14 protein-coding genes are annotated in these 21878 nt (G+C 69.5%); 11 read left to right on the top strand and 3 right to left on the bottom strand.

All coding sequences use genetic code 11. The features are described 5' to 3' along the window. Positions 1-23: 23 nt before the first annotated feature. Entirely contained in the window at positions 24-4451 is a 4428-nt protein-coding gene (gene pglW, locus ACFXAM_RS02850; protein ID WP_380287204.1) for a BREX system serine/threonine kinase PglW, read from the bottom strand. Positions 4452-4695: 244 nt separating this feature from the next. Here pglW and ACFXAM_RS02855 point away from each other — a divergent pair, with 244 nt between their 5' ends. Continuing rightward, positions 4696-6003 (top strand): PQQ-binding-like beta-propeller repeat protein, encoded by a 1308-nt coding sequence (locus ACFXAM_RS02855; RefSeq protein ID WP_380287205.1) that lies wholly within the window; start codon positions 4696-4698, stop codon positions 6001-6003. Positions 6004-6118: 115 nt separating this feature from the next. Here ACFXAM_RS02855 and argS read toward each other — a convergent pair whose 3' ends face one another. After that, positions 6119-7879 (bottom strand): arginine--tRNA ligase, encoded by a 1761-nt coding sequence (gene argS / locus ACFXAM_RS02860; protein ID WP_380287206.1) that lies wholly within the window; start codon positions 7877-7879, stop codon positions 6119-6121. A 302-nt stretch (positions 7880-8181) separates the two neighbouring features. Here argS and ACFXAM_RS02865 point away from each other — a divergent pair, with 302 nt between their 5' ends. Genes ACFXAM_RS02865 through ACFXAM_RS02900 form a run of 8 tightly spaced genes read left to right on the top strand, consistent with a single transcriptional unit; the run spans position 8182 to position 18038 of the window. Next, positions 8182-10020 (top strand): hypothetical protein, encoded by a 1839-nt coding sequence (locus tag ACFXAM_RS02865; protein WP_380287207.1) that lies wholly within the window; start codon positions 8182-8184, stop codon positions 10018-10020. A gap of 46 nt (positions 10021-10066) precedes the next feature. Further along, positions 10067-12079 carry a radical SAM protein gene (locus tag ACFXAM_RS02870; protein WP_380287208.1) on the top strand — a complete coding sequence of 671 codons (2013 nt, stop codon included), beginning with the start codon at positions 10067-10069 and terminating at the stop codon, positions 12077-12079. A gap of 11 nt (positions 12080-12090) precedes the next feature. Further along, complete coding sequence (locus ACFXAM_RS02875; protein ID WP_380287209.1) at positions 12091-13290, top strand: glycosyltransferase; 1200 nt, start codon at positions 12091-12093, stop codon at positions 13288-13290. Further along, entirely contained in the window at positions 13290-14333 is a 1044-nt protein-coding gene (locus ACFXAM_RS02880) for a radical SAM/SPASM domain-containing protein (protein WP_380287210.1), read from the top strand. Before ACFXAM_RS02875 ends, ACFXAM_RS02880 begins: the two co-directional genes overlap by 1 nt. Then, complete coding sequence (locus ACFXAM_RS02885; RefSeq protein ID WP_380287211.1) at positions 14326-15978, top strand: pyridoxal phosphate-dependent decarboxylase family protein; 1653 nt, start codon at positions 14326-14328, stop codon at positions 15976-15978. Before ACFXAM_RS02880 ends, ACFXAM_RS02885 begins: the two co-directional genes overlap by 8 nt. Before the next feature lie 5 nt (positions 15979-15983). Continuing rightward, a complete protein-coding gene (locus tag ACFXAM_RS02890) occupies positions 15984-16781 on the top strand; it encodes a hypothetical protein (RefSeq protein WP_380287212.1) in 798 nt (265 codons plus the stop codon). Then, complete coding sequence (locus ACFXAM_RS02895; RefSeq protein ID WP_380287213.1) at positions 16774-17508, top strand: sulfotransferase family protein; 735 nt, start codon at positions 16774-16776, stop codon at positions 17506-17508. Before ACFXAM_RS02890 ends, ACFXAM_RS02895 begins: the two co-directional genes overlap by 8 nt. Further along, positions 17505-18038, top strand: coding sequence for an adenylyl-sulfate kinase (locus tag ACFXAM_RS02900; RefSeq protein ID WP_380287214.1), 534 nt, complete (start codon positions 17505-17507; stop codon positions 18036-18038). The genes ACFXAM_RS02895 and ACFXAM_RS02900 overlap by 4 nt, the downstream gene beginning before the upstream one ends. Before the next feature lie 8 nt (positions 18039-18046). Here ACFXAM_RS02900 and ACFXAM_RS02905 read toward each other — a convergent pair whose 3' ends face one another. Continuing rightward, positions 18047-18904: a methyltransferase domain-containing protein gene (locus tag ACFXAM_RS02905; RefSeq protein WP_380287215.1), complete on the bottom strand. Its 858-nt coding sequence runs from the start codon at positions 18902-18904 to the stop codon at positions 18047-18049. 627 nt (positions 18905-19531) lie between these two features. On the opposite strand from ACFXAM_RS02905, the gene ACFXAM_RS02910 reads away from it, so the two are divergent. Together ACFXAM_RS02910 and ACFXAM_RS02915 are read left to right on the top strand one after the other, a co-directional pair. After that, a complete protein-coding gene (locus tag ACFXAM_RS02910; RefSeq protein ID WP_380287216.1) occupies positions 19532-20740 on the top strand; it encodes a hypothetical protein in 1209 nt (402 codons plus the stop codon). Between the two features lie 171 nt (positions 20741-20911). Then, the gene (locus tag ACFXAM_RS02915; RefSeq protein ID WP_380287217.1) at positions 20912-21835 is read left to right on the top strand and encodes a DUF5655 domain-containing protein; all 924 of its coding nucleotides are present in this window, start codon (positions 20912-20914) and stop codon (positions 21833-21835) included. Positions 21836-21878 lie beyond the last annotated feature (43 nt).

Consider the following 21878-nt stretch of genomic DNA (forward strand, 5'->3'; position numbering starts at 1 on the left):
GTCCGCCTCAGAGGCGCATATCGTCAGGCGGCGGCACTCCGCGCTCGGAGCTCGTCTAGGAAGTCCTTGATCAGCACGGCCCGCTCGGCCTCGCCGAGCACCTCGACGATCATTCCGTCCAGTTGCGGGGTCTCGTGCGGCGCCTCCTGTGGGCAGAGCAGCCACAGCCCGTGCGGGGCGTCGGCCTCCCGGCGGGCCGCGTTCTGCAGGGTGACCAGCAGTTCCCGCCCGCCGGCGTCCTGGTATCGGGCAACCAGACCCGCGTCGTGGAGGAAGAGCACGTCCGTGGACCCAGTTGTCTCGACTCGCTCACGCAGGTGCTCACTCACTCGGGACCATGCGCCCTTGACGTACGACGCGAGCCCTCGCGGCAGTTCGCCGGACTCGGTGAACTTGGTGTCGATGGTCAGGACGCGTTCCCACTCGGTGCCGTGCTGGGCCGCGAGGGCACGGAATTCCCGGAGGAACAGCCCGCCCAGCGAGACCGGCTCCACGCCATATGCCTGGGCGATGAGGTCTGCTGCTCCGGGAAGGTGCTTGCCTCGAAGGGTCAGGGCGAGGAAGCCTCCGCGGCGCAGGGCGTCGTCCAGCTTGGCCCCGAGGAGTACCTTCGGGTCTCGGCCGGCTGCCGCCGAGGCTGCGGCCACGCCTGCCGCGCTCGGGAACAGTGTGGTCGTGGTGGCCGAGGCGGTCATTGAGCGAACGCCCTCCGGCACCGGGGCGCGGAAGCGCTTGGTCTCCGAGTCATACTCGAGAACGAATCCGGCGTTCTGGAGCGCCTGCTTCAGGGCCTCCTCCAGTTCGACCGCAGTCGGCTGGCCCAGATCCAGATCAGGGAAGCGCAACCGCACCTTGGCGAGGAGTTCCTCCGCGGTCGCGCCCCGATCGCGTCGCACGCCGGCGGCGGCCTGCGAGATTCGGATTGCCTGCGCGAGGCCGAGGCCCCTCGGGTACAGCTCCAGGCGCGGGGAGTACAGGGCGTCCTGAGCGGCTGCCGACGCCAGTGCCACCATCCGACCGTCCGACAAAGGAGTCATGCCCGACGGCACTGGCACGGATCGCAGGTCGCGGATCACGACGGCACGGTCCGGCAGTGGCTCGGTCTGCGCGAGCCGGTCCGCCTGCTGTCCGAGCGACCGCGCGTAGTCGGCGAGCTCAGGCGCGCTGGGATCATTGGTCCCCGCCAGTGACTCGCACACGATGAAGACCCGGCCGCTGCGTCGAAGCACGGCAAGCCGCGGCTGTCCGTCATCGTCCTTGTCTCGCGGCCATGCTTCCGCCTCGACAGCCGCGCGGACCACGGCGAGCGCGAGCGCCTCCGCACGCTGTGAGTCCTCTTCCCGTACGCCCTTGCGGATCCGCAGGTCGGTCGCCGCTTCCTGCGCGGTGACAACGCGCCCTGCCCCGGTGACGAAGGCGACGATCTCCTCCCGCAGCGTCGCCAGCACAGGATCTGCCGCCCAGGACTGGATCGCAGCCACATGGCTCCGCGAGACTGTCGCCTGCGAGACGTCCAACGCCTTGGCGATATCCGTCTGCGAGCACCAACCCGGCGGTGTGGAGAGCGCCCGGTCGGCGCCGGGCAGGCCGAGCGTGAGCCGAATGATGTCGCGCTTGCGCGAGCCCTTGCTGGCCGGGCCAGGGTCGAGGTGGGCGGCGAGCTCGTCGATGCTGGCACGGGCTGCAATGTCCGCCGGCAGCTCTGCCAGGTCCACCTGCGGGGCCACGGCCGCGGTCCCCGAGCCTCCTGCCGGCTTCGGGGCGGGCGCGGAGGCCTTTCGGAGCTTCGCCGTCCACTGCTTGTGCCGACGGTTGAGTTCCTTGCGGATCACCGCACCGGCGCCCCGGGCCCGGGCGATCTGATGCAGCGGTACGTTGAGGAGTTCGCCGACGGTGGTCGCATCGAACGAGTTGGCCACCGACTGCGCGCGCGGCGAAAGGCCGGCGTCCTTGAGCAGGGTGTCCGCTTCGGCCTGCGCGGCGACGCGGTCGCGGGCGGCCTCCAGGTCCTCCGTCTCGTCGTCCTCGTCGTCCGGAGCTACCGCATCGGCTTTGGCGAACACGGACTGCCAGGCTTCGTGCATCTGCCGCAGGGTGTCGAAGCGGCGATCGGCGTCCCGGTGGAGTGCCCGCCGGAAGAACGCCTTCAGTCCTTCCTTCAGGGCGGGCTCGAAGACGTCCTCCGCGATCACCGGGTACTCGTCGTCGGTGGTGCGGGGATCGGTCATCTCGTCGCCCCAGCGGGGGCGCTCGCCGGACGCCATCTCGTGCAGGGTGACGGCAGCGGCGTAGTACTCGGCGTGGTTGTCGAAGACCGGCCGGCGCGGTGTGTCGAGGAACGGGTCGAGGTAGCCGCGGGTGCCGGCTTTCACGTCCCGTTCCGATGCCTCGGCGAGAGAGAAGTCGAAGAGCACCAGCTGCCAGGACCGGTCGGCCCGCTGGAGCACGCCAAAGTTGTCCGGCTTGAGATCGCGGTGCCACACGCCCTTGCCCGCCAACTGGTCGAGGGCGGTGAAGAGGTCGCTGCTGAAGCGCTCCAGCTCGTGGTAGGTCAGGCGCCCGTCCCCACGCAGTCGGGCACCGAGTGAGCGCTCGCCGGCGTACTCGAGGTCCAGCACCGTCCGGTTGTGGATCTTGCGCGGACCGTCGAGCAGCCGCACAACGGCCCCACCGCCGACCTTGGCCAGCACATCCGCCTCGGATTCCAGGCGGTCGTCGCGGGTCTCGTCCAGGGCGACCTTGAGCACGCGCCGATCGACCCGGATCGCGCCCCCGAGATCCTCCAGCTCGCGCCGCACGAGCAGGGCCCTGGCGGTGGCACCGGTGCCGAGGACCTTCTCGACGGTCCACTCCGCATCGATGCTCTGCCCTGCCATCGCCGCGAGCGGGTCGACGCCGACCTGCGCCGACACTTCCGTGGCGGCTGCGTGCTCGATTCGGTCGAGTTCGTCCAGGAACCGGTCCACCGAGTCGAGCCGTTCAGCCACGTCCGCCCGGGTCGCCTGGAACACCAGGCCGTCGAGTTCTTCCGACACAGCGTCCGACACGGCGGACGGACGCAATCCACCGTCGTTCGTCAGCCGCTCGATCATGGCGCTGCGCCGCTCGGCCGGCGGCTCACCGGCCAGGATGAGGTGGGCGAGGGCTCCGAGGCCGAAGATGTCCAGGTCGACCGGGTCGGCGAACTCCATCTCGAACTCCGGCGCCAGGTAGACCTGTGCGGCGTTCTCGACGTGATCGCCGCCGGCGCTGGGGGTGCCGAGGGAGGTGTGCGAGGTGCTGTCGAAGTCGCGGGCGGCGACCTGCCAGTCGATGATGCGCACGACCGGGTTGGAACCGTCGGACTTGCTGGATACGTACACCGATCGGGCCGCGAGCGCGCGGTGGTAGAGCGAGCGCTGGTGGGCGTAGCGCAGCGCGTCGGCGATCTGGCGTACCAGTTCCAGCCGGGTCTCGTGGGTCAACGAGGCGCTGTAGGTGGCCAGGTAGGCGTCCAGGCGCAGGTCGGCGGCGCGGTGGTTGAAGAGGATGGCCGGGCCGCCCTGGTGGTCGCGGAACTCCCGGGCCTGGGCGATGCCGCGGTGGCTGATGCCCTGGAGGACCTGGTACTCGCGCCGGGCGGCTCGTTCGACCGAGTTTCGGGTCTCCGCGGTGGCCTGGAGGCTCACCAGGTAGACGCGGACGCGGCCTTCCTCGCGGATGGGCTGCTCGCGGATGGCAAGGCGGTCCTCCCAGGTGGGGCCTCCGTCAAGGGGGCGCCCGGCGAGGTTCCAGCCGTCGCCGAAGTTCAGGTGGGCGGTGGATGCCTTGACGCCGATCCTCTTCATGAGATCGGGCAGGGCCCGCGCCAGCTCGAATCGCTCGCGCCGGGCGGCCTCTGAGTCTCGCTGCGGCGGCAGGCCGAGGAAGTCCTGCCAGATACGGGGCAGGCCGCTGGCGCCGTCGTCACGGCCGTAGACGTTGGTCTGCTGGCCGGCGTCGAGTTCGGATCGCAAGCTCGGGGCGGACAGGAACACCGCCGGGGAGATGAACGGGATGCGCACGCTGGTGTGGAACTTCCCGGCGGCCCAGGAGAGCTTGCTCCGCAGTTCCTTGGACTTGAGGTCGGTCAGGTGCAGCGGGTTGTCGATCGTGCGGAGTCGGTCGGGGCCGTGGAAGTTCCAGGTACTCCCGTTGTTGACGAGACGCCCCGGGTGCGCTTTGAGTTCCACGAGGAAGAGGCCGCGCGGCACGAGAATGAACAGGTCGCACTCGTTGACGCGCCCCGAGGAGGCCGTGAACGAGAAGGTTGCCCAGGACCGGAAGGGCTCCGCCTGCGGCATCAGTGCCTTGACGTGGTCAAGCGCTTCCTGCTCGTGCGGGAACGGGGAGGGGCGTTCCTGGAACCAGCGCTGCACGCGCGGCGGTGCAGGCTTCGGCCGACGCGCCCCCGAGTTGCCGTCCTTGCCCACTGCCGACACCCCTGCGCCTCCCTGTTCCTTACACCCCGGCCGCGGACGAACCACGGCCTCCCTCCACGGCCTTGACCCTATCGGTCGGGGCCGACAGGTGGGGGTGTGTAGTCCTTCCCGTGATCAATCGGTCCCTTGGTTCTCGCTGCGCCGTGCCGTGGGTCCTTCCAAGGCGGCGTTTCCGAAACCGGTCGATCACTGTCAGGTACAGTCTGCACTGCTTCGGTGATCAAGCAAAGGGGGAATGATGATCTTCGCGGCTCGCTTTCGGCATCGGCGATGGGTTGGTGCTGTCGCCCTGGTGGTGGCGTTGGCTGGCCCGCTGTCGGGCTGTAGCGGTTCCACCCCCCTGTCTGCGGACGGGGTTCCTCCGGCGGCCCGGCATCTCCAGGCATTCGACCCGCCGACGTCATTCGACTTCGGCGACGGCAACGGCACGGGGGACGCACTCGACGAGGGCGTCCAGCCCTCGACATCAAGCCCTGCACGGCAACGGCCGGCAATCTCGCTGAAGGACACGACCGCCTTCGTGACCACCGAGGACGGCGTGAAAGCCGTCGACGCCGTCACCAGGAACACGCTCTGGAGTGCGAGCAGCACCATCCCCGCTACGAAGAGCGGCTTCGGGTCCGAGAGGGCCGCTCCACTGCCCGCCCATTTCCACGGCGTTGACGCCGTGCTCGTGGCGTTCTCCCGTTTCATCCCGGGCACGGGGACCGGCAGGGGCCGAAACGTGATCGAGGTACTGGCCGCCGACTCCACGACGGGCAAGACCGTCTGGACCGCTCAGGTCGACCTCGTGATAACGCCTCTGGACAAGGAGGCTCTGAGCCGCGACGACTCGCTGCTCGCCGACGGCATCAGGGCGGCCCAGGTGGTGGCCGTGGACGACCAGAGCGTGGTCGTGTCCGACGACGAGACGACCTATGTGGTCGACGCGGGATCCGGGCAGCTTCGATGGACCAGGGCAGATTTCCACGCGATGCAGCTTGTCGACGGCATCGTGACCGGTGCCGAGGCTCCGACATACGGCGAGCGTCAGCTCGCGGGCTACAGCGCATCAGACGGCAGTCCCCGGTGGTCGGCGGTCCACACGGAAAGCCACGCCGTCGCCTCCCCTGCTGGCCCCGGCCTGCTCGCGATGTCGGCCTCCGATGGGTTCGTCATCGTTGACGCCCGCACCGGAGCGATCCGCGCCCACCCCGGGCCAGGAGCGTATGTGCACCCCTGGCACTGCGACTTCGACGGAACGTCCGTCATCCTCTGCAACGACCAGCTGTTCGGCCAGACGCACTCGATCGCGGCCTTGGACACGACGTCGATGAAATGGCTCTGGTCGATCACAGAGACGCCGGGAGGACGACTCGTGCCGGTGGTCACCGCCGTGTGGCATGGAGCGGTGTACGGCCGGACGACCAACGGCAATGTCATCCTCGACGCCCGCACCGGTGCCGACCGGGCAACCCCGAAGCTGGCTCCCTTCCTCGTCAACGCCTACGTCGGCATCGAGGACCGAGGCCACAGCATGAGTCTGATGCGCTCCACGGGGTAGCGGTACGCAGTGCCGGCAGGCTGCCGACTCCATGCAATTGGACCGCGCCCGCCACTGGACGAAGAGCCTTCGAGTGAGCCGATCATGGCAGGCCCACTTGAAGGCTCTTCGTCAGCTACAGACGCTCGGGCGTTCCGATGCCGAGGAGGTCCATTCCCTGGCGGAGGGTCTGGCCGGTGAGCTGGCAGAGCAGCAGCCGGGTCTCCATGACCTCGCGGCTGGGGGCCTTGAGGACGGGGCAGTGCTCGTAGAAGGTGGTGTACGCCGCGGCGAGGCTGTGCAGGTAGGCGCAGAGGCGGTGGGGCTCGAAGGTCTCGGCGACGAGGTCGATGGTGGTGCCGAACTCGTCGAGGAGGAGGCCGAGGGCGCGTTCGGCCGCTTCCAGGGCGAGGTCCTGGTGGGCGGTCGGGGTGACGTCGTCGGGGGCTTTGCGCAGGATGGACTGGATGCGGGCGTAGGCGTACTGGAGGTAGGTGCCGGTGTCGCCGTTGAGGGAGACCATGCGGTCGGCGTCGAAGATGTAGTCGCGGGTGCGGGAGGTCGACAGGTCGGCGTACTTGACCGCGCCGATGCCAACCTGCTTGGCCCGGTCTTCGAGTTCCTCGGTGGCGAGCTGGGGGCTCTTCTCGGCGACGACGGTGCGGGCCCGGTCGACGGCTTCGTCGAGGAGGTCCATGAGGCGGACGGTCTCGCCGGAGCGGGTTTTGAAGGGCTTGCCGTCCTTGCCGAGGACGGTGCCGAAGCCGAGGTGCAGGGCGCGGACGTTGTCGGGGAGCCAGCCGGCGCGGCGGGCGGTCTCGAAGACCATCTGGAAGTGCAGGGCCTGGCGGCTGTCGACGATGTAGAGGAGCTGGTTGGCGCCGAGCATGCCGACGCGGTCGCGGATGGCGGCGAGGTCGGTGGTGGCGTAGCCGTAGCCGCCGTCGCTCTTCTGGACGATGAGCGGGGTCGGTTCTCCGTTGGGGCCCTTGATGTCGTCGAAGAAGACGCACAGGGCTCCGTCTGAGCGGACTGCGACGCCGGAGGCTTCGAGGTCGGCGCACACGTCGGCGAGCATCGGGTTGTAGTAGCTCTCGCCGACTGCGTCGGCGTCTTCGAGGAGGACGCCGAGGCGGGCGTAGACGGCTTCGAAGTAGACCTTCGACTCGTCGACCATGCCCTGCCAGGACGCGACGGTCTCGGCGTGGCCGGCCTGCAGCTCGACGACGCGCCGGCGGGCGCGATCGGCGAAGTCGGCGTCGCTGTCGAACTTGGCGCGCGACGCCTTATAGAGGCGGTTGAGGCGGGACATCGACGGCCCGGAGTCGTCCGGCTCGGTGCCTTCGTCGAGCTCGGCGGGGTGCTCGATGAGGTACTGGATGAGCATGCCGAACTGGGTGCCCCAGTCCCCGAGGTGGTTGCGCCGGATGACCTTCTCGCCGGTGAACTCGAGGGCGCGCACGAGCGCGTCCCCGATGATCGTGGAGCGCAGGTGGCCGACGTGCATCTCCTTGGCGATGTTCGGCTGGCTGTAGTCGATCACCGTGACGCCGGCCTCGGCGTTGCTGCCCACGCCGAGGCGGGCGTCGGCCGCGCGGGCGGCCAGGCGCTCGAGGATGGCGGCGTCGGTGACGGTGACGTTGATGAAGCCGGGCCCGGAGACCTCCAGGTTCGCGATCACGTGGTCAGAGCCGAGGTTCTCGAGCACGCGCGCGGCCACTTCGCGGGGGTTGGCGCGAAGCGGCTTGGCCAGGCTCATGATGCCGTTGGCCTGGAAGTCGGCGCGGTCGCTTCGTCGCAGCTGGGGGTCGCTGTCCGCGGCGTCGGGGAACGCAGTGGAGATCGCCTGTGCGAAGCGCTCGCGCAGCGCGTCGGCGATGGAGAGGACCGTAGGCATAGATCGAAGGACCACTTCTGTGAGAGGGCGGATCCGCGGACGGGCCGCGGGAGTCGCACAGCGCCACCCCGTCGAGCGGTCGGCGCCGTCTGCCGAGTATCCCATGCCCCGCACAGCTAACGGCCCGATTACCTCGTCGCGGAGCGAGGCACCAGACACCCAAGGCCCTTGACCGTAGATCATCCTGAGTGATCATCAGCACCAACGGTGGAGCCCTCCACCTCCGGGGAGGCGCGCGTTCCGCATCCCCCTTGAGTCGAATCCGCAAATTCGATCGAACACAGCGTGATGGAGCGGCTACGGTGGCAAGCCTGCTGTGCGGCACTCGGGAGGGGTGTGGGGTGAGCAGGCTGTCTGGGGGTGCGGGTGGTTCGCCGGGCGTCGCCGCGGCGATCCGGGCGGTGTTCGCCGATGACGGTGGGGAGCGTGTGCTCGACGATCCGGGGTTCGGTGACGTCACTGGTGCGTTGCGGCGGCTGCGCTACGAAGGGCGGGAGCTTGTGGCGAAGCTCCGGTCACGGGCGGCGGCGCACACGGAGCACGCGCTCGCGGCGGAGGCGGCGCGTCGTCTGGGTGCGCTCGCGGTGGACGGGTTCGGGCATATCGAGGTGTGCGTTCCCGACCTGGTTTCACTGGATGACCGTACGGCGGCTCTGGTGTCGCCCTACCTCGGGATCCCGCTCTCCGCCTCAACGGACGGCCTGGCCGGCTTGTCGACGGAGGAGATCGAGAATCTCCTCCTGGCGGCACTGGGGCGCGGTGTGGAGGCGTCCGGGTGCATTCCGCGGAACATGTTCCGACAGAGCGGCCGAACGGTCCTGATCGACTGGGAGGACGCGCTGCTCGTCCCGGTGGGCACCGACGCCCCCGGTGCGCTGACCGTGATGAAATGGGACATCGCGTGGTCTGACCTGTTCGGCCGCGATCTGGGACTCAGAAGGCGCATCACGGCGGGGAGCGTCGACGAGCCGACGCTGGACGGTTTCGAGTCCGTACTCGCTGCCTGGCTGCCGGCCGGACTGGCTGCGCAGGAGGTGCGTCGTCGCGGCATCGAGTTGACGCTCGCGAGCGAACTGCCCGCCGCGGGGCCGAAGTCCGCAAGCGCTGCCCGTCTGGGGCATCTCGCCGAGGACGTCCTACCGCCCGGCCTCGGTGTCTTCCACACGGTGCTGACCTCGCGGCTGCGAGCAGACCAGGGCGAGGACGCCTATGCGGATCTCCTTCACCGGCTGGATGCCCTCACCGAATGCGCCGGTAGCGGTGGCAGCCGTCGCCTGGAGCGGTTACGCCGACCGTGGGTCCTCGCGATGTTCTCCACGGCCGAGCGCCCGTTGGCCACTGGCCTCCGATCGCTCGAACAGCTGGCCGCACGTCTGAAGGAGCTCCGTGGCACCGGCGGGTGGAATCCGGCATGTCAGCGCGCCGAGGTCGCCGAGGAAGTCACCACCCGCATTGCCCGGACTGCTCAAGCCATCCTGGGACTGGAGGGGTTGGAGCTCATCTTGCGCGGCTCGTGCGCGCAGGGAGTCCTCGGACACGGCAGCGACGTCGACTTCGAACTGAGCTCACCCAACCACCCCAACGGGCATCGGGCGCTTGAGGACCTCGTGATCGAGGCGCTCGCCTGCCTGGGCCTCGCCGCCGAGGGCTCCGCCGCCCGACCGACCGAGCGCGATGTCGTCAGCGCGAACGGGAAGTTCAGCCGCGACCTCCACGAGTGGTTCGAGCTGCGCCGGCCCGGCACGGACCATCACTCCCCTGGCTGGGTCGCCACCGCCATCGCCGCCCCGTCGACCACCGTCATCAGCCGGCCAAGCGAGTACGAGCAGCAGGGCCGCGAACTCACCGCCAAGTACCTGTGGTTCGAGTCCCGGGCGCTGCTGGCCCGGCTCGTGTTCACCCGTGCCGCAGTTACGCCGCCCCCGGTGAAGCTGGTCCCCCAGCTGTCGCTCCTGCACGAGCTCGTTCCGGCTGACAAAGCCGCCGAGGTGGAAGCCCTGGTGCGCCAGGCGTTCGCCCTGCGGGAGACGGCCGATCCCGCGCCGCCGGCCACCGGCCCGGACACGGAGGTGGAGCAGTTGGCCGGCCGGCTGGACGTGCTGCGTCGCCGCCTCGGTCTGCCTGGCCCGCTCAACCTGTAATCCCGTTCCGCCCCGATCCGCGCCATCTCAACCCGAGAGGTCAACCGTGATCAGCGACGCGATTCCACTGTCCACCAGCGATGCTTCGCACGTCTCCTTCGCGGACGGCTACACCTTCCATGTCCGCGGCGGCCAGATCACCGCCCCGGGCCAGCCGTGTCCGTGCGGCGGCCTGGAGCCGGTCCATCAGATCACCTCCTACCGTGAGGCGTACCCGCAGGCCCAGTTGTCGTTGACCGACGTCTGCAACATGGGCTGCACGTACTGCTCGTTCCGGGACCGGGTGCACGCCGATGGCAAGCCCGTCACGATCCCGCTGGAGACTGTGGTGCAGGGTCTTCGCGCCCACCGCGAGCGGCTGGTCGAGGAGGGCGCGCGCTACAGCCGGATCGACTTCGGCTTGGCGGGAGAGACCATGCTCGTGCGCCACATGCACGACACAGTCCAGGACTTGGTCGCCGAGAACCTCGTCGATTCCCCTGTCGCCGTGGTCTGGGCGGGGCCCATGGTCACCAACGCGACGCTGTCGATGACGACGGAGCTCGCCGAGCAGCTCGGCCCGCCCCAGGACATCAGCCTGGACGGGCCCAGGGACGTCCACGACCGGGTGCGCTTCTACACCGGTGGCCGCGGCGGCACGTACGATCACGTGCGTTCCGTGCTCGACCAGGTGCTGGCCCGCCACCCCGACATGGGGGTCTCGGCCGTCCTGACCGCATACTGCACCGACTTCGTGGCGATCTTCCGCCACCTCTTCGAGGACGTCGGTGCCCGCAACATCTACATGAAGCCGGTCAACGCCACCCACGACAACGAATACGCGCTCAACGCCGAGACCCTGCCGGCCTTCCGCCAGGGCTACGCCGACCTCGTCGAGCACATCCTCGCCCAGCCCCCGGAGGGCATCCTCGCCCGGCTACTCGCGCTGAACTCCGAGGACTTCTTCATGCGGTTCTTCTACCGCGTGAAGGACCGCGCGGCACAGGTCTACCGGTGCGGCGCCGGCAAGAGCGGCACCTACCTGGACACCAACGGCAACCTGTACCCGTGCGCGCACTTCATCGGCAAGTCCGGCTGGCACATCGGCCACGCCTCCACCGGTGTCGAGGACTCCGAGCGCCGCAAGTACCTCGACCTGGTCGTCGACCAGCGGGACGAGTGCTCCTCGTGCCCGTCGCGGTACGTGTGCGGCGGCGGCTGCTACTACCAGGCGGTCCTCGCGAACGGTGACATCACCAAGCCCGACGGCGTGAAGTGCGACCTGATCCGGTTCCTGACCGACCTGTCGGTCCGCCTCGTCGTCACCCTGCGCGAGCAGCACCCGGAGGTGCTGGACGCCCTGCCTTCGCCATACGGGCTCACCGCCGAGGCGCTCGCCTCGTCCCCCGAAGCCGCCTACTGGCCTGCGGCCCGCCTCGATGCCGCTGCCGACCGCGGACCGGCGCCTGTCCCGCTCGCCGGTCCGGGCAGGATGCGGGGCGGATTGGCCAGCCCTGCGGGACTTGCCGTCGCGCTCGCCCGAGGTGCCGAAGGACTCGCGGTGCGACTGGCGTTGGGCGATTCGCCCGACGCCGTCCAAGCGGTCCGCGTCCGCCTGCAGCCGTTGGGCGAAGGCGAGTTCACCCTTCATGATCTGGCTGCCGGGCAGTGGCCCGGCGAGCGGTACCTGCGGTGCACCCGCGACGGCGCCCGGTGGCTCTCAACACCCGACGCGCGATTCCGCCGTGTTCCGCATCCCGATCCCGTCTGGGAGAACGCCCACGACGTCCGCCTCTCCTGGGAGGCCGATCACCTGGAGCTGCTGCTGCCGCTTCCCGAACCGCTTGCTTCCGGCGAGGGGCTTGGTGTGAACGTGTTCGCGGACTTCACGGACGGCGGGTGGACGGCCTTGACGCTGCACGAGCCGTTCGCGGTCCTGGACCCGAACGCGAAGGGTCCGCTTCACCTGTCCGGCCCGGAAGCACCCGGGCGACCGACCGCGGATGGAGTCAACGGCCGCATACCCGTTGAGCTCACGCCGCTCGGTCGCTGGGCCGGGCTCCAGGGCAACACCTGCTGACGGGAGGCGAGATGCGCATTCTTCTGGTCACCCACCGGTTCGCTGGCGAGGAGGCCGGCGGGACGGAGATCCTGGCCGACGACCTCGCCCGGGCCCTCACGGCGCGAGGCTTGGACGTCGTGTGGCTGGCGGCCGGCGACCCGCCGTCGCCGCAGCGACACTCCGCGGCCGAGTACATCAGCGTGCCCGCGCTCTTCGCACGCGACTACCCGGTCGGCTGGCGCGAGCAGGAAGCCCAGCAGGCGGCGCGCATCGACCAGTTGCTCGCCTCGCGACCCGCCGTCGACCTCGTCCACGTGCTGCACTTCAGCCGCGTCGGCCTGGCGTTCCTCGACACCGTGCCGCTGCGGAACGTGCCGGTCGTCGCGACGCTGACCGACTACACCGCCGTCTGTCCCGACCACCAGCTCCTCGTGCGCTCCACCGGTGGCCAGTGCACCAGCACCGCGCCCTCGACCGGCTGCGTGGGATGTCTGGGTGCGCCGGCCGCGGCGGCTGGGGACGTGGAGTCGTGGCGAGCGCGCAATGTCGCATGGCTGAACGAGCGGGTGCGGGCGCTGTGGACGCAGACGCCGCACCAGGCGGTGGAGCTCGCGAAGGCCGGCGTAGCGGTGGACATGATGGTCCGGGACCAAGCTTGCTACGGGCTGCCCGGCAGTTGGCAGTCGTTGGTCGAGAGCAGTGGAGGCGGTGAGTACCTGCTGTTCCTGGGCCGTTGCTCACCTGAGAAGGGCCTCCGCGTCCTCCTTAACGCCCTCGCGGAAAGCCCGACCACGCTGCCTCTGCTGGTCGCAACGGTGCCGGACGACGCCGCGTACGAGGAGCGGATGCGCCTGGTCGCCGCCGCCGATCCGCGGGTGCGCTGGCTTCCTCCGCTCGCCCGCTCCGACGTCGGGCCGGTGCTGGCCGGCGCGCGGGCGCTGCTGGTGCCCTCGCAGTGGTGGGAGAACCATCCGATCGTGGCGCACGAGGCCCGGGCCCTGGGCGTGCCGGTGTGGTCCTCGGCGGTGCCGTCCATGCGCCACCTTGCGGACGACGAGGGCGTCCACCTCGTCGAGCAGTACGCCGACCCGGGTTCGTGGAGGCAGGCGATCGATGCCGCGACCGGATCTCAGGAGCCGCGGATGCCGTCGTTCGGCCGCCGGACGTCGGCGTTCGAGGCGTTCGTCGACGAGATGGTCTCCGTCTACAGGAAGGAGGTGACCAGGTGATGCCCGAGCAGGTGCGGCCGATTGAGGTGCCGGAGCGCTTTCGGAAGTTCCTCGTCACCGACGACTTCGACCGCTACGGGCTCGAACCGGGCCGGCCGACACCAACTCCCCAGTACCTGCAGGTGGAACTCACCGACCTGTGCAACCTCGCCTGCGCCGGGTGCGTGCGGGCGGTACACAACAGCAGCGGCGGGCACCTGGCCCTGGCCGCCTTCGTCGCGCTGCTCGAGCAGCTGCCCGATCTCGGCCACGTCTCCTTCGTCGGAGCCGGTGAGGCGCTGATCGTCCGCGACTTCGCCGCCTACGTCCAGGCGTGCACCGACCGGTCCGTGTTCGCCTCGACGAACACCAACGGCCTGCTCGTGCGCCGTCGTCTCCAGCCGGTCCTCGACGCCGGACTGGGCCTGCTCGCCATCAGCGTCGACGGCGCAGACGATGCCACGCTCGGGCGGATGCGCTCCGGCCTTCGCCGATCCCAGCTGTCCACCGCGCTGCGGGAAGCTGCGGAGATGACGCGACACCGCGACACCGCGCTGTCGGCCGCGGTGACGCTCTCCACCTCCAACATCGACCAGTTTCCCGCGATCGTCGATTTCGTCGCGGACCACGGCGTCACGCGGATCAGTGTGGAGAGTCTGCATCACTGGGGCGAGGACAAGACCCTCAATACCGAGTCCCTGTTCGCCGCTGCGCCCTCGCAGGTCGTGCGGCACCTGGAGGCCGGCCTCGCCCGCGCCGACGAGCTGGGGCTGCAGCTGTCGATCTTCGACTACTCCCGGCTGGCCTCCCCGGCCGCCGCGCGGGCCGTGTGCCCTTGGCCGTGGGACGCCAGCTACATCACCAAGGACGGCGACGTCACGCCGTGCTGCATCCACATGGAGTCCTCACCCCACAACGTGCTCGGCAACATCCACCAGTCGCCGATGGCCGAGATCTGGACCTCGAAGCCGTACGGGGCTCTGCGGGACTCCTTCGTCTCCCAGGCCCCTGCCTGGTCCTCGTGCGAAGGCTGCGTCTACCGAATGGAGTTCGGACGTGTCTGATACCCATCCGCCCGCCCTCCTGGGCAACCGCCCGACCGAGGACAGTCGGCGGCTGCTGCACCGGGCGGTCGACCTCGGCCTCGACTTCGCCTCCGGAGCCTTACGCGACGACCTCGTCCTGCGGCACGCGACCGTCAGCGAGCTCATCGACCGCTTCGCCAGCCCGCTCCCCCAGGACGGCGGAAACGCCGAGCAGTTCTTCGAGGCCCTGACCGAGATCGCCAGGTGGTCGATCTCCCAGGCGGACCCGCGCTACCTCGCGTTCCCCGACACCGGCGACAGCATCGCCGCGCTCGCGGCCGACATCGTCGCGTCCTTCCTCAACCAGAACCTGATCGCCTACGACCGCAGCGCTCCCGCCGCCAGCGTGATCGAGGCCCAGCTGATCACCTGGCTCCGGGAACTCATCGGCTACCCGGTCACAGCTCTGGCCGACTACCAAGGACTGGCATCGCTCGGCGGCATGTGGACCTCCGGCGGCAACATGAGCAACCACATCGCCATCGCCGCCGCCCTCGCCCACACCTACCCCGAGATCCGCACCACCGGCCTGCGGGCACTGCCCGAGCAGCCAGTGATCCTGCTGGCTGGCGGAGTCGAGCACTTCTCCTACCTCGCCGCCGCACAGGCCCTCGGCTTGGGCACCGACGGACTGCTCTGGGCGGACGCCACCCCGGAGTTCACCAGCGACCCCGCCTCCGTCGCCCGCCTGCTGGCCTCGTCGCCTCCGGGAAAGCGGATCTTCATGGTCGTCGGCGTCGCCGGCAACTGCCGCACTACCGGCATCGACGACCTGCAGGCCCTCGCCGAGCTGAGTGAGCAGCACAACGTGTGGTTCCACGTGGACGCCTGCCACGGCGGCAGCCTGCTGTTCTCCGAGAAGCTCAAGGTCCGGCTCGCCGGCATCGAGCACGCCGACTCGGTCGCCCTCGACCCGCACAAGGGCCTGTTCGTCAGCTACCCCTCCAGCTACGTCCTCTTCCGCGCCCCTGCCGCACTCGGCCGCTTCGCCCGCTACCCGGACCGCGCCGACGACCCCGACTGCCTCGACCTCGGCCTGATCACCCCGTTCTACGGCTCCCGCGGCTTCGAATCGCTCAAGCTCTGGGCACTGATCAAGCATCAAGGCGTCGACGGCATCGGCCGACTCGTCGAAGACCGTCAGGCCACCTTCCAGAAGATGGTCGACCTGCTCGAACGCACCGGCTGCTTCCGAATGCTCGGCACCTCCGACTTCTACCGGTGCGCCTTCGTCTTCCTCCCCACCCCGGTCGCCGAAGCCCTCGAACTGGCCACCCTGCCAGCCGCGCACCACGGTACGGTGCGCGACCTCATCTCCCACTACACCGCCGCCTTCGCCGACCGCCTGTACCGCGCCGGCACGGTCGTCTTCGATCTCTTCGCGCTGCAGGACCTCGCCGACCGCATCGGCCTCGGCAGCGGTGCCAAGTACCAGGTCATGGGGATGTGCGTGGGCCACCCGCACATCCCCGACGAGATCGAGCACGGAATCGAGCAGGACATCACCGAAGCGGCACGCGACCTCACCGGCCGCATGCTGGAAGACCTCGGCGCCCTGCTCACGTCCACGGACCCGATCGCCAGCACCCCGGGGCCGGACGTGACCGGACCGGCGGGATGGTGACCGCCGTGACCTATCCACCCGCGTTCACGATCGCCTACCTCGTCCACAGCGACGTCGAACTCCTGCGCCGCACCATCCCCAGCACCCTGGACGCCCTGACCCGCAGCACCCGCCACCCGTACGACCTGGTGCTCGTCGTAGACGGGGCAGAAAGCGCCCCGGCCGACGAGATCGTCGAACTCGCCCACAGCACCTGGGGCTTCGACGAAGTGCGGCTGCGCTGGCGCACCCGCCACCGGGCCTCCGGCGACCAGGCGAACAACATCCACACCCACTTCGTCAGCGACAAGAGCCGCTTCCTGATCACGATCGAAGGCGATGTCGTCGCCTTCCGCGACCCGAACACCACCGATGTCCTCGCCGAGATCGCCGAGACGTTCGACCAGTGCCCTCAGCTCGCGCTCGCCCAGCGCATCGACGACCATGACTGCTGGCAGTGGAAGCTCGAAGAGGTCGGCCCGCCGCTGAGCGACCGGGCCCGCTCGGTCAACCGCGTCTCCTCCCACTTCCTGATCTACGACACCCAGCGGGCCCGCCCCGTCATGGCCGCGGCCGGCGGCGTCCCCGGCGACCGGTTCCACGACGACGGCCGGCGCTGGATGAACTACGAGGACTGGCTCTCCCACACCTTCGCCCAGCCTGCCGGCCCCGGCATCGGCTACCTGCACCGCCTCCCGCTCCGGGTCTTCCACTGCGACGAGAAGACCGAGCCCGGTTCCGCCCACTACCGCCGTGACATCGCCACCCGCCTGCGTGTCTTCGCCGAACGCGAGCGCGCCGTGAAGGAGGAACTCGGTGCCTGACCACCGTCTTGTCCCCTCGCCCGTGTTCCTCCTCTCCCCGATCCGCTCCGGATCGACTCTGCTGCGCTGCCTGCTCGGATCCCACCCCGACGTCCACGCCCCGCACGAACTCCACCTGGCCGGCTACACCGTGGCCGTCGACGACGAGTTCACCGACCTGTCCATGCGCACCCTCAACTTCGACCGCACCGACCTCGAGCACCTGCTCTGGGACCGCCTGCTGCACCACCAGCTCACCGAGGCCGGCAAGAGCGTGCTCGTCGAGAAGTCCCCGGGCAACGTGTTCATCTGGCAACGTCTCGCCGCTTGCTGGCCCCAGGCCCGCTACATCGTCCTGCGCCGGCACCCGGTCGCCATCGCCGACTCCATCCGCCGCGCTGGCGACGCCAACGACCTCGCCGAAGCGGCCGTCACCGTCGACAAGTTCGCCGCCGCCCTCGACGAAGCCGCCGCCAACCTGCCGGGCGCCGTCCACGTCACGTACGAGCAGCTCACCGCCGACCCGGAAGCCACCTGCAAGGCCCTGTGCGGGCACATCGGCATCCCCTGGGATCCGAGCATGCTCGACTACGGCCGCCACAACCACGGACCGTTCGTCTACGGCATCGGCGACTGGTCGCCCCAGATCGCCTCCGGCCGCATCCAGGCCGCCACCCCACCGCCTGCGGAGGCAGACGTCCCGCCGCTGCTCAACTTCTGGTGCCAGAAGTGGGGCTATGCCCCGTGAACCAGCCGCGATCATCAACCGTCTTCTGGTTGTTCGGGCTGCCGGCCTCCGGCAAGAGCACCCTCGCCCGCCACCTCCTCGACCACCTCCGCTCCGAGCACGGCGCCGACTGCGGGCTCTACGACGCGGATGTCGAACGCGCCACCGGCGTCCTGCGAGATCTCGGCTGGTCACCCTCCGATCGCATCGCCACGATCCACGCCCTCGCGCACGCCGCCGGCCGGCACCAGGTCGGCATCGTCACCCTGGTGACCTCCACCGAGTCGGAGCGGCAGCTCGCCGCGGACCTCCTCGGAGAACGGCTCCACCTGATCCACGTCCACGCGCCAGAACCGGTGCGCCACGCCCGCGACGCCCTACGCGCCGCCCGCGCCTACCGGATCAACCCGGCGCCGGACGCGCCGGAGCTGTCCTGGTCCGATTCCGAACAGGCCGCGCTGGCGCTAGACACCACGGCCCCGCTCAGCACCACCGTGACCGCCCTGTGCGCCTTCGCCGTCACCGCCCTCGCGAACGCCGCTTCCCCGTAGGCGTCGGGTCAAGCGGCAGTCGGGAGATGCGGCATCGATCCGGCTCGCACGTGGGCCGTCTGCCGGCCGTGGTGCGAGGCGGCCCCATGCCCGCTGCGATCGCTCCTCGCCTTCTCCGCCACCGCGATGAACGCCAGCTCGGAGAAGAAGAAACCGCCCAGCTGGTCCGCCTCGCGCACCGAGGTGTACCAAGCCTCGATCTCTTCAGGAGCGACCGCACCACGACCGTGCCTTGCGGCGGACAGCAGAGCCTTCCGGACCTGGTCAACCCGATCCTTCGCGTGCCCCGTGAACGCGGTCGACCACGCCAGCAGCGGCTCGACCCCGACGAGGTCCAGCGGGCTGCGGGCGAGGAGCAGCCCGAGCTTGCGGCCGATCCTGCCGTCCGCGTGATCCATCCAGCTCTGCGCATCGTCCGCGAACGCGTGGCACACCCGCCGGTCGAGATCGGCGTCCGCGCCCGCGATGACCATCGAGTCGAAGTCGACGTGCGCAATGACCGCCCGCCCACCAGGCCGAAGAACTCGCGCCACCTCGGCCAGCATCTCCTGCGGGTTCGGCAGGCACTCGACGGTGTTGTACGACAGGACGGTGTCCACGCTCGCGTCGGAGCACGGGAGAGGATCACGCAGATCAGCGACGATCGTCGCCGTCGACCCCTTGTGGCCTGCCAAAGCCGCGTGGACCTTGTGCAGCGACTCCGCCGAACGGTCGATCCCTACGAGGGAAGCCTGCGGCGCTATCCGGCTGACAGCCCGCAGCGTCGGTCCCGTACCACAACCGAGATCAACAACAACCTGGTCGGGATCCTGAGGGCCAGCAAGCTCCGCAAGGCGCGCGTGGATCGGCTCAGCACTGTCGGACACGGCACTGCCCTCCTCCCCTGTCCGCGCCAGAGCCCGAGATGGCGGCACCAATAGTTCGGGTTTGCACCATATGACAGAGTCCGGGATGTCTCATCCCGAGAAGGGAACCCACCACCCGTGGACCGCCCCTTCGAGCCACCGTCCACGCTGGCCCCAGCACTGGGGCCGGAACGAGCATTCCAGCTGCGCCGGGGGCCGCGTCCGGCGCGCGCCGCAAGCGCTTCACTGCCCCCAGAGCCATCCCGTGCAGCCGTCCGGCAGCTCCCAGTCCGGCACCCCGGCGCGGCCGAAGGCCGCCGCAGCGCATTCCCGTCCCACCGGCTGGTCGGTAGGCGCGAAAAGCACCCCAAGGGTCCGGCAGGCCGCATGACTGCTGCTCGCCAGAAATCCGATGCATCCAACAACCTGCACCCTCCCGGGTAACGGCCGACCGCGGGCCGATGCTGCAAACCTGGCGCAAGCGGACGGCCAGTGCAGGACTCGGTGGCAGGGCGGCTTCGCGACACGAGCGGAGGCCGCGAAGGAGATGGACCGGGGCTGACTGCCGAGTACCGAGGCGTGCGCGAGGAGCGCAACCCGCATAAGTCCGAGGCCACCCTGGCAGGCACCGTTCGCTAGCCTGCAGCCATGCCCCTCGATCCACGCAACTACCGCCTGGACCTCGGCCGGGTCCTCAGCGTCGACGTGCCGCTCGGCCCCTTGGCACGCGCCACGCTGAGCTGCTTCACGGCTTCCTCCCGGACCGGAAAGCTCCACGGGGAGGAGACCTGCGGCTCGCTCCGTTCCTCCCGGACCATCCAAGCAGTGACGGTGAAACTAGAAGAAGCAGCAGGGCGGCTGTGCAGCACCTGCTCTTGGCGGATGTCTTCCGATGATCCGCTGGTCACGTTCACCAATGCGGTCCGAGACGTACTGAACGCGGCGTCGTATACCGGCCCGGATCCTTCGCCGGACGTGGACTTCGCCCCGTCTGAGGAAGCCGATGCCGCCGCCGCGCTCGCCCACGGCGACCGCCCCCCAAGCGAGGAGGGTGACGAGGCGGAGTCAGACCGGTACGCACGCGCCCGTTTCATCCGCGAGCGTCATTACGGACACTGGCGCCACCTCCACAACTCCATGCTGGAGAGCACCTCTGCCGTAGCAGCCTGCCCTTGGCTCTCAACATGGGCGGAGCCGACCCTCGACGCACTCGCAGCCGTGATCGAATCCGAGCGGCGCGCCTTCGCCGGGCTGCTTCGCCCTGCCGCCCTGCTCGATACCGCTGCCGTCACCCAACTTGAGCCACCCCGCGACCTCGCGTCGGAGGAAGGCTTCACCGGCCTAGGAGATCAAGCGGCGTCGGTGCTGCGCGGGGCCTGGGCCGACTGGGCCGCGGACACGGCCCGCTCGTGGCTGGCACCCGAGGAGGACCGCCCGTCCGCGTCGCTGGTCCTGCACGACGCTTTCGGCCAACGCCGAAAGGGCCGCGACGAGGCATATGCCGCGCTAAATGAGCTAGTCACGTCCTGGTGCGGGCAAGCCCGCTCCGTGGTCGCCAGGCACCGGGAGGCGCCGCGGCGACTGCTCGCTGTGTCGGTACCGCCCACGTCGTTCGACAGCTACCACCGTCGCTCCCGAGATCCGCTGAGCCAATGGGAAGTTGGGGTCCTCGCGTCATACCAGGTGGCCGCGAACTGGCCGGCTGGGACGGTGGCCCTACTCGTCCCGCAGCTGATCGCCGAGCGGCTCACTTCTGGCACCGATATCGCTATGCCGGTCACTGTGCTCGATACCGAAGAGACAGGACTGCCCGTCGACGATCTGCTCGCGCAGCTGGGCCCTGCGGCAAACTGGTAGGCGGTGACGACCGTCGCGTCGACAGCGGCAACCCACCTGCAGCTCTCCCTCTATTCCCCACTGGCACGAAGTGCGATAAATGCAACACGCCCTAGATTGTCTGGTTTCCGGCATGTATGGTGTCCCGTCCATCGCCGGGAGGTCTGGCGGATGGTGTGCTGGGGGGGGTACGTGGCGGGTCTGCAGGTGTTCCGCGTTTCTGATGGGGATGTTCGTCGTGTCGAGGGTGCCACTGTGGAGCTTGAGCGTCACCTCCAGACTCTCGTCGAGGCGAACATGGAGGAGATGCTGGGCGGCGTCCGCTTCCTGGCGAGCGAGTACTCCACCGGCCCGGTGCACCGGGGCCGAATCGACAGCCTCGGCTTGGACGAGGACGGCAGCCCGGTGCTGGTCGAGTACAAGCGTACGAGCAGCGAGTCGGTCCTCGCGCAGGGCCTCTTCTACCTCTCATGGCTGATCGAGAACCGCGGTGAGTTCGAGGCCCTAGTCGAGCAGCGGCTCGGCACTGGTGCCGCCGGGCAGGTGGACTGGAGCAACCCGCGAGTGGTGTGCATCGCCGCCGACTTCACACGCTACGACCTGGTGGCGGCGGGCATGTCCCACCATCGCATCGACATGGTGGTCTACCGGCGTTACGAGGACGACCTGGTGACGCTGGAGCTTGCTGCGTCGGTCGCCAGCGGCTGCGGCTCATCATTGGGTGGCCGGTCGGAGCGGACGCGGCCGGCTTCACCGGTGCGCCGGACGGTCAGCGACGTGCTGGCACAGGCGAGCGATCAGGTGCGGGAGCTGTACGGCGAGTTGGACGCCCGTCTGCTCGACCTCGGCGAGGGCCACTCGGTGGAGCTGCAGCACTACGTCGCCTACCGGCGCCGGCAGAACTTCGCCTGTGTCCGCGTCTTGGCGCAGGCGCAGGCGCTGGTCGTCTTCCTGCGCGTCGACCCGACGACGGTGCGGCTCCTGCCGGGCTTTACGCGGGACGTCCGGCAGATCGGGCACCTCGGGACCGGCGAGCTGGAGGTCCGGATCGCTTCGGTTGAGGATCTCGACCGGTCGATGCCGCTGCTCCGGAAGAGTTACGCCGCGGCAGCCTGATCAGGCACGGCAACGGGCCGCGCACCCTTGAAGGGTGCGCGGC

Source organism: Kitasatospora sp. NPDC059462 (assembly GCF_042749955.1).
Lineage (GTDB): Bacteria > Actinomycetota > Actinomycetes > Streptomycetales > Streptomycetaceae > Kitasatospora.

Excerpts from the sequence above, each read along its gene's own strand:
- ACFXAM_RS02855 (WP_380287205.1), top strand. The coding sequence starts at position 4,696 with ATGATGATCTTCGCGGCTCGCTTTCGGCATCGGCGATGGGTTGGTGCT.
- argS (WP_380287206.1), bottom strand. The coding sequence starts at position 7,879 with ATGCCTACGGTCCTCTCCATCGCCGACGCGCTGCGCGAGCGCTTCGCA.
- ACFXAM_RS02875 (WP_380287209.1), top strand. The coding sequence starts at position 12,091 with ATGCGCATTCTTCTGGTCACCCACCGGTTCGCTGGCGAGGAGGCCGGC.
- ACFXAM_RS02880 (WP_380287210.1), top strand. The coding sequence starts at position 13,290 with ATGCCCGAGCAGGTGCGGCCGATTGAGGTGCCGGAGCGCTTTCGGAAG.
- ACFXAM_RS02910 (WP_380287216.1), top strand. The coding sequence starts at position 19,532 with ATGCCCCTCGATCCACGCAACTACCGCCTGGACCTCGGCCGGGTCCTC.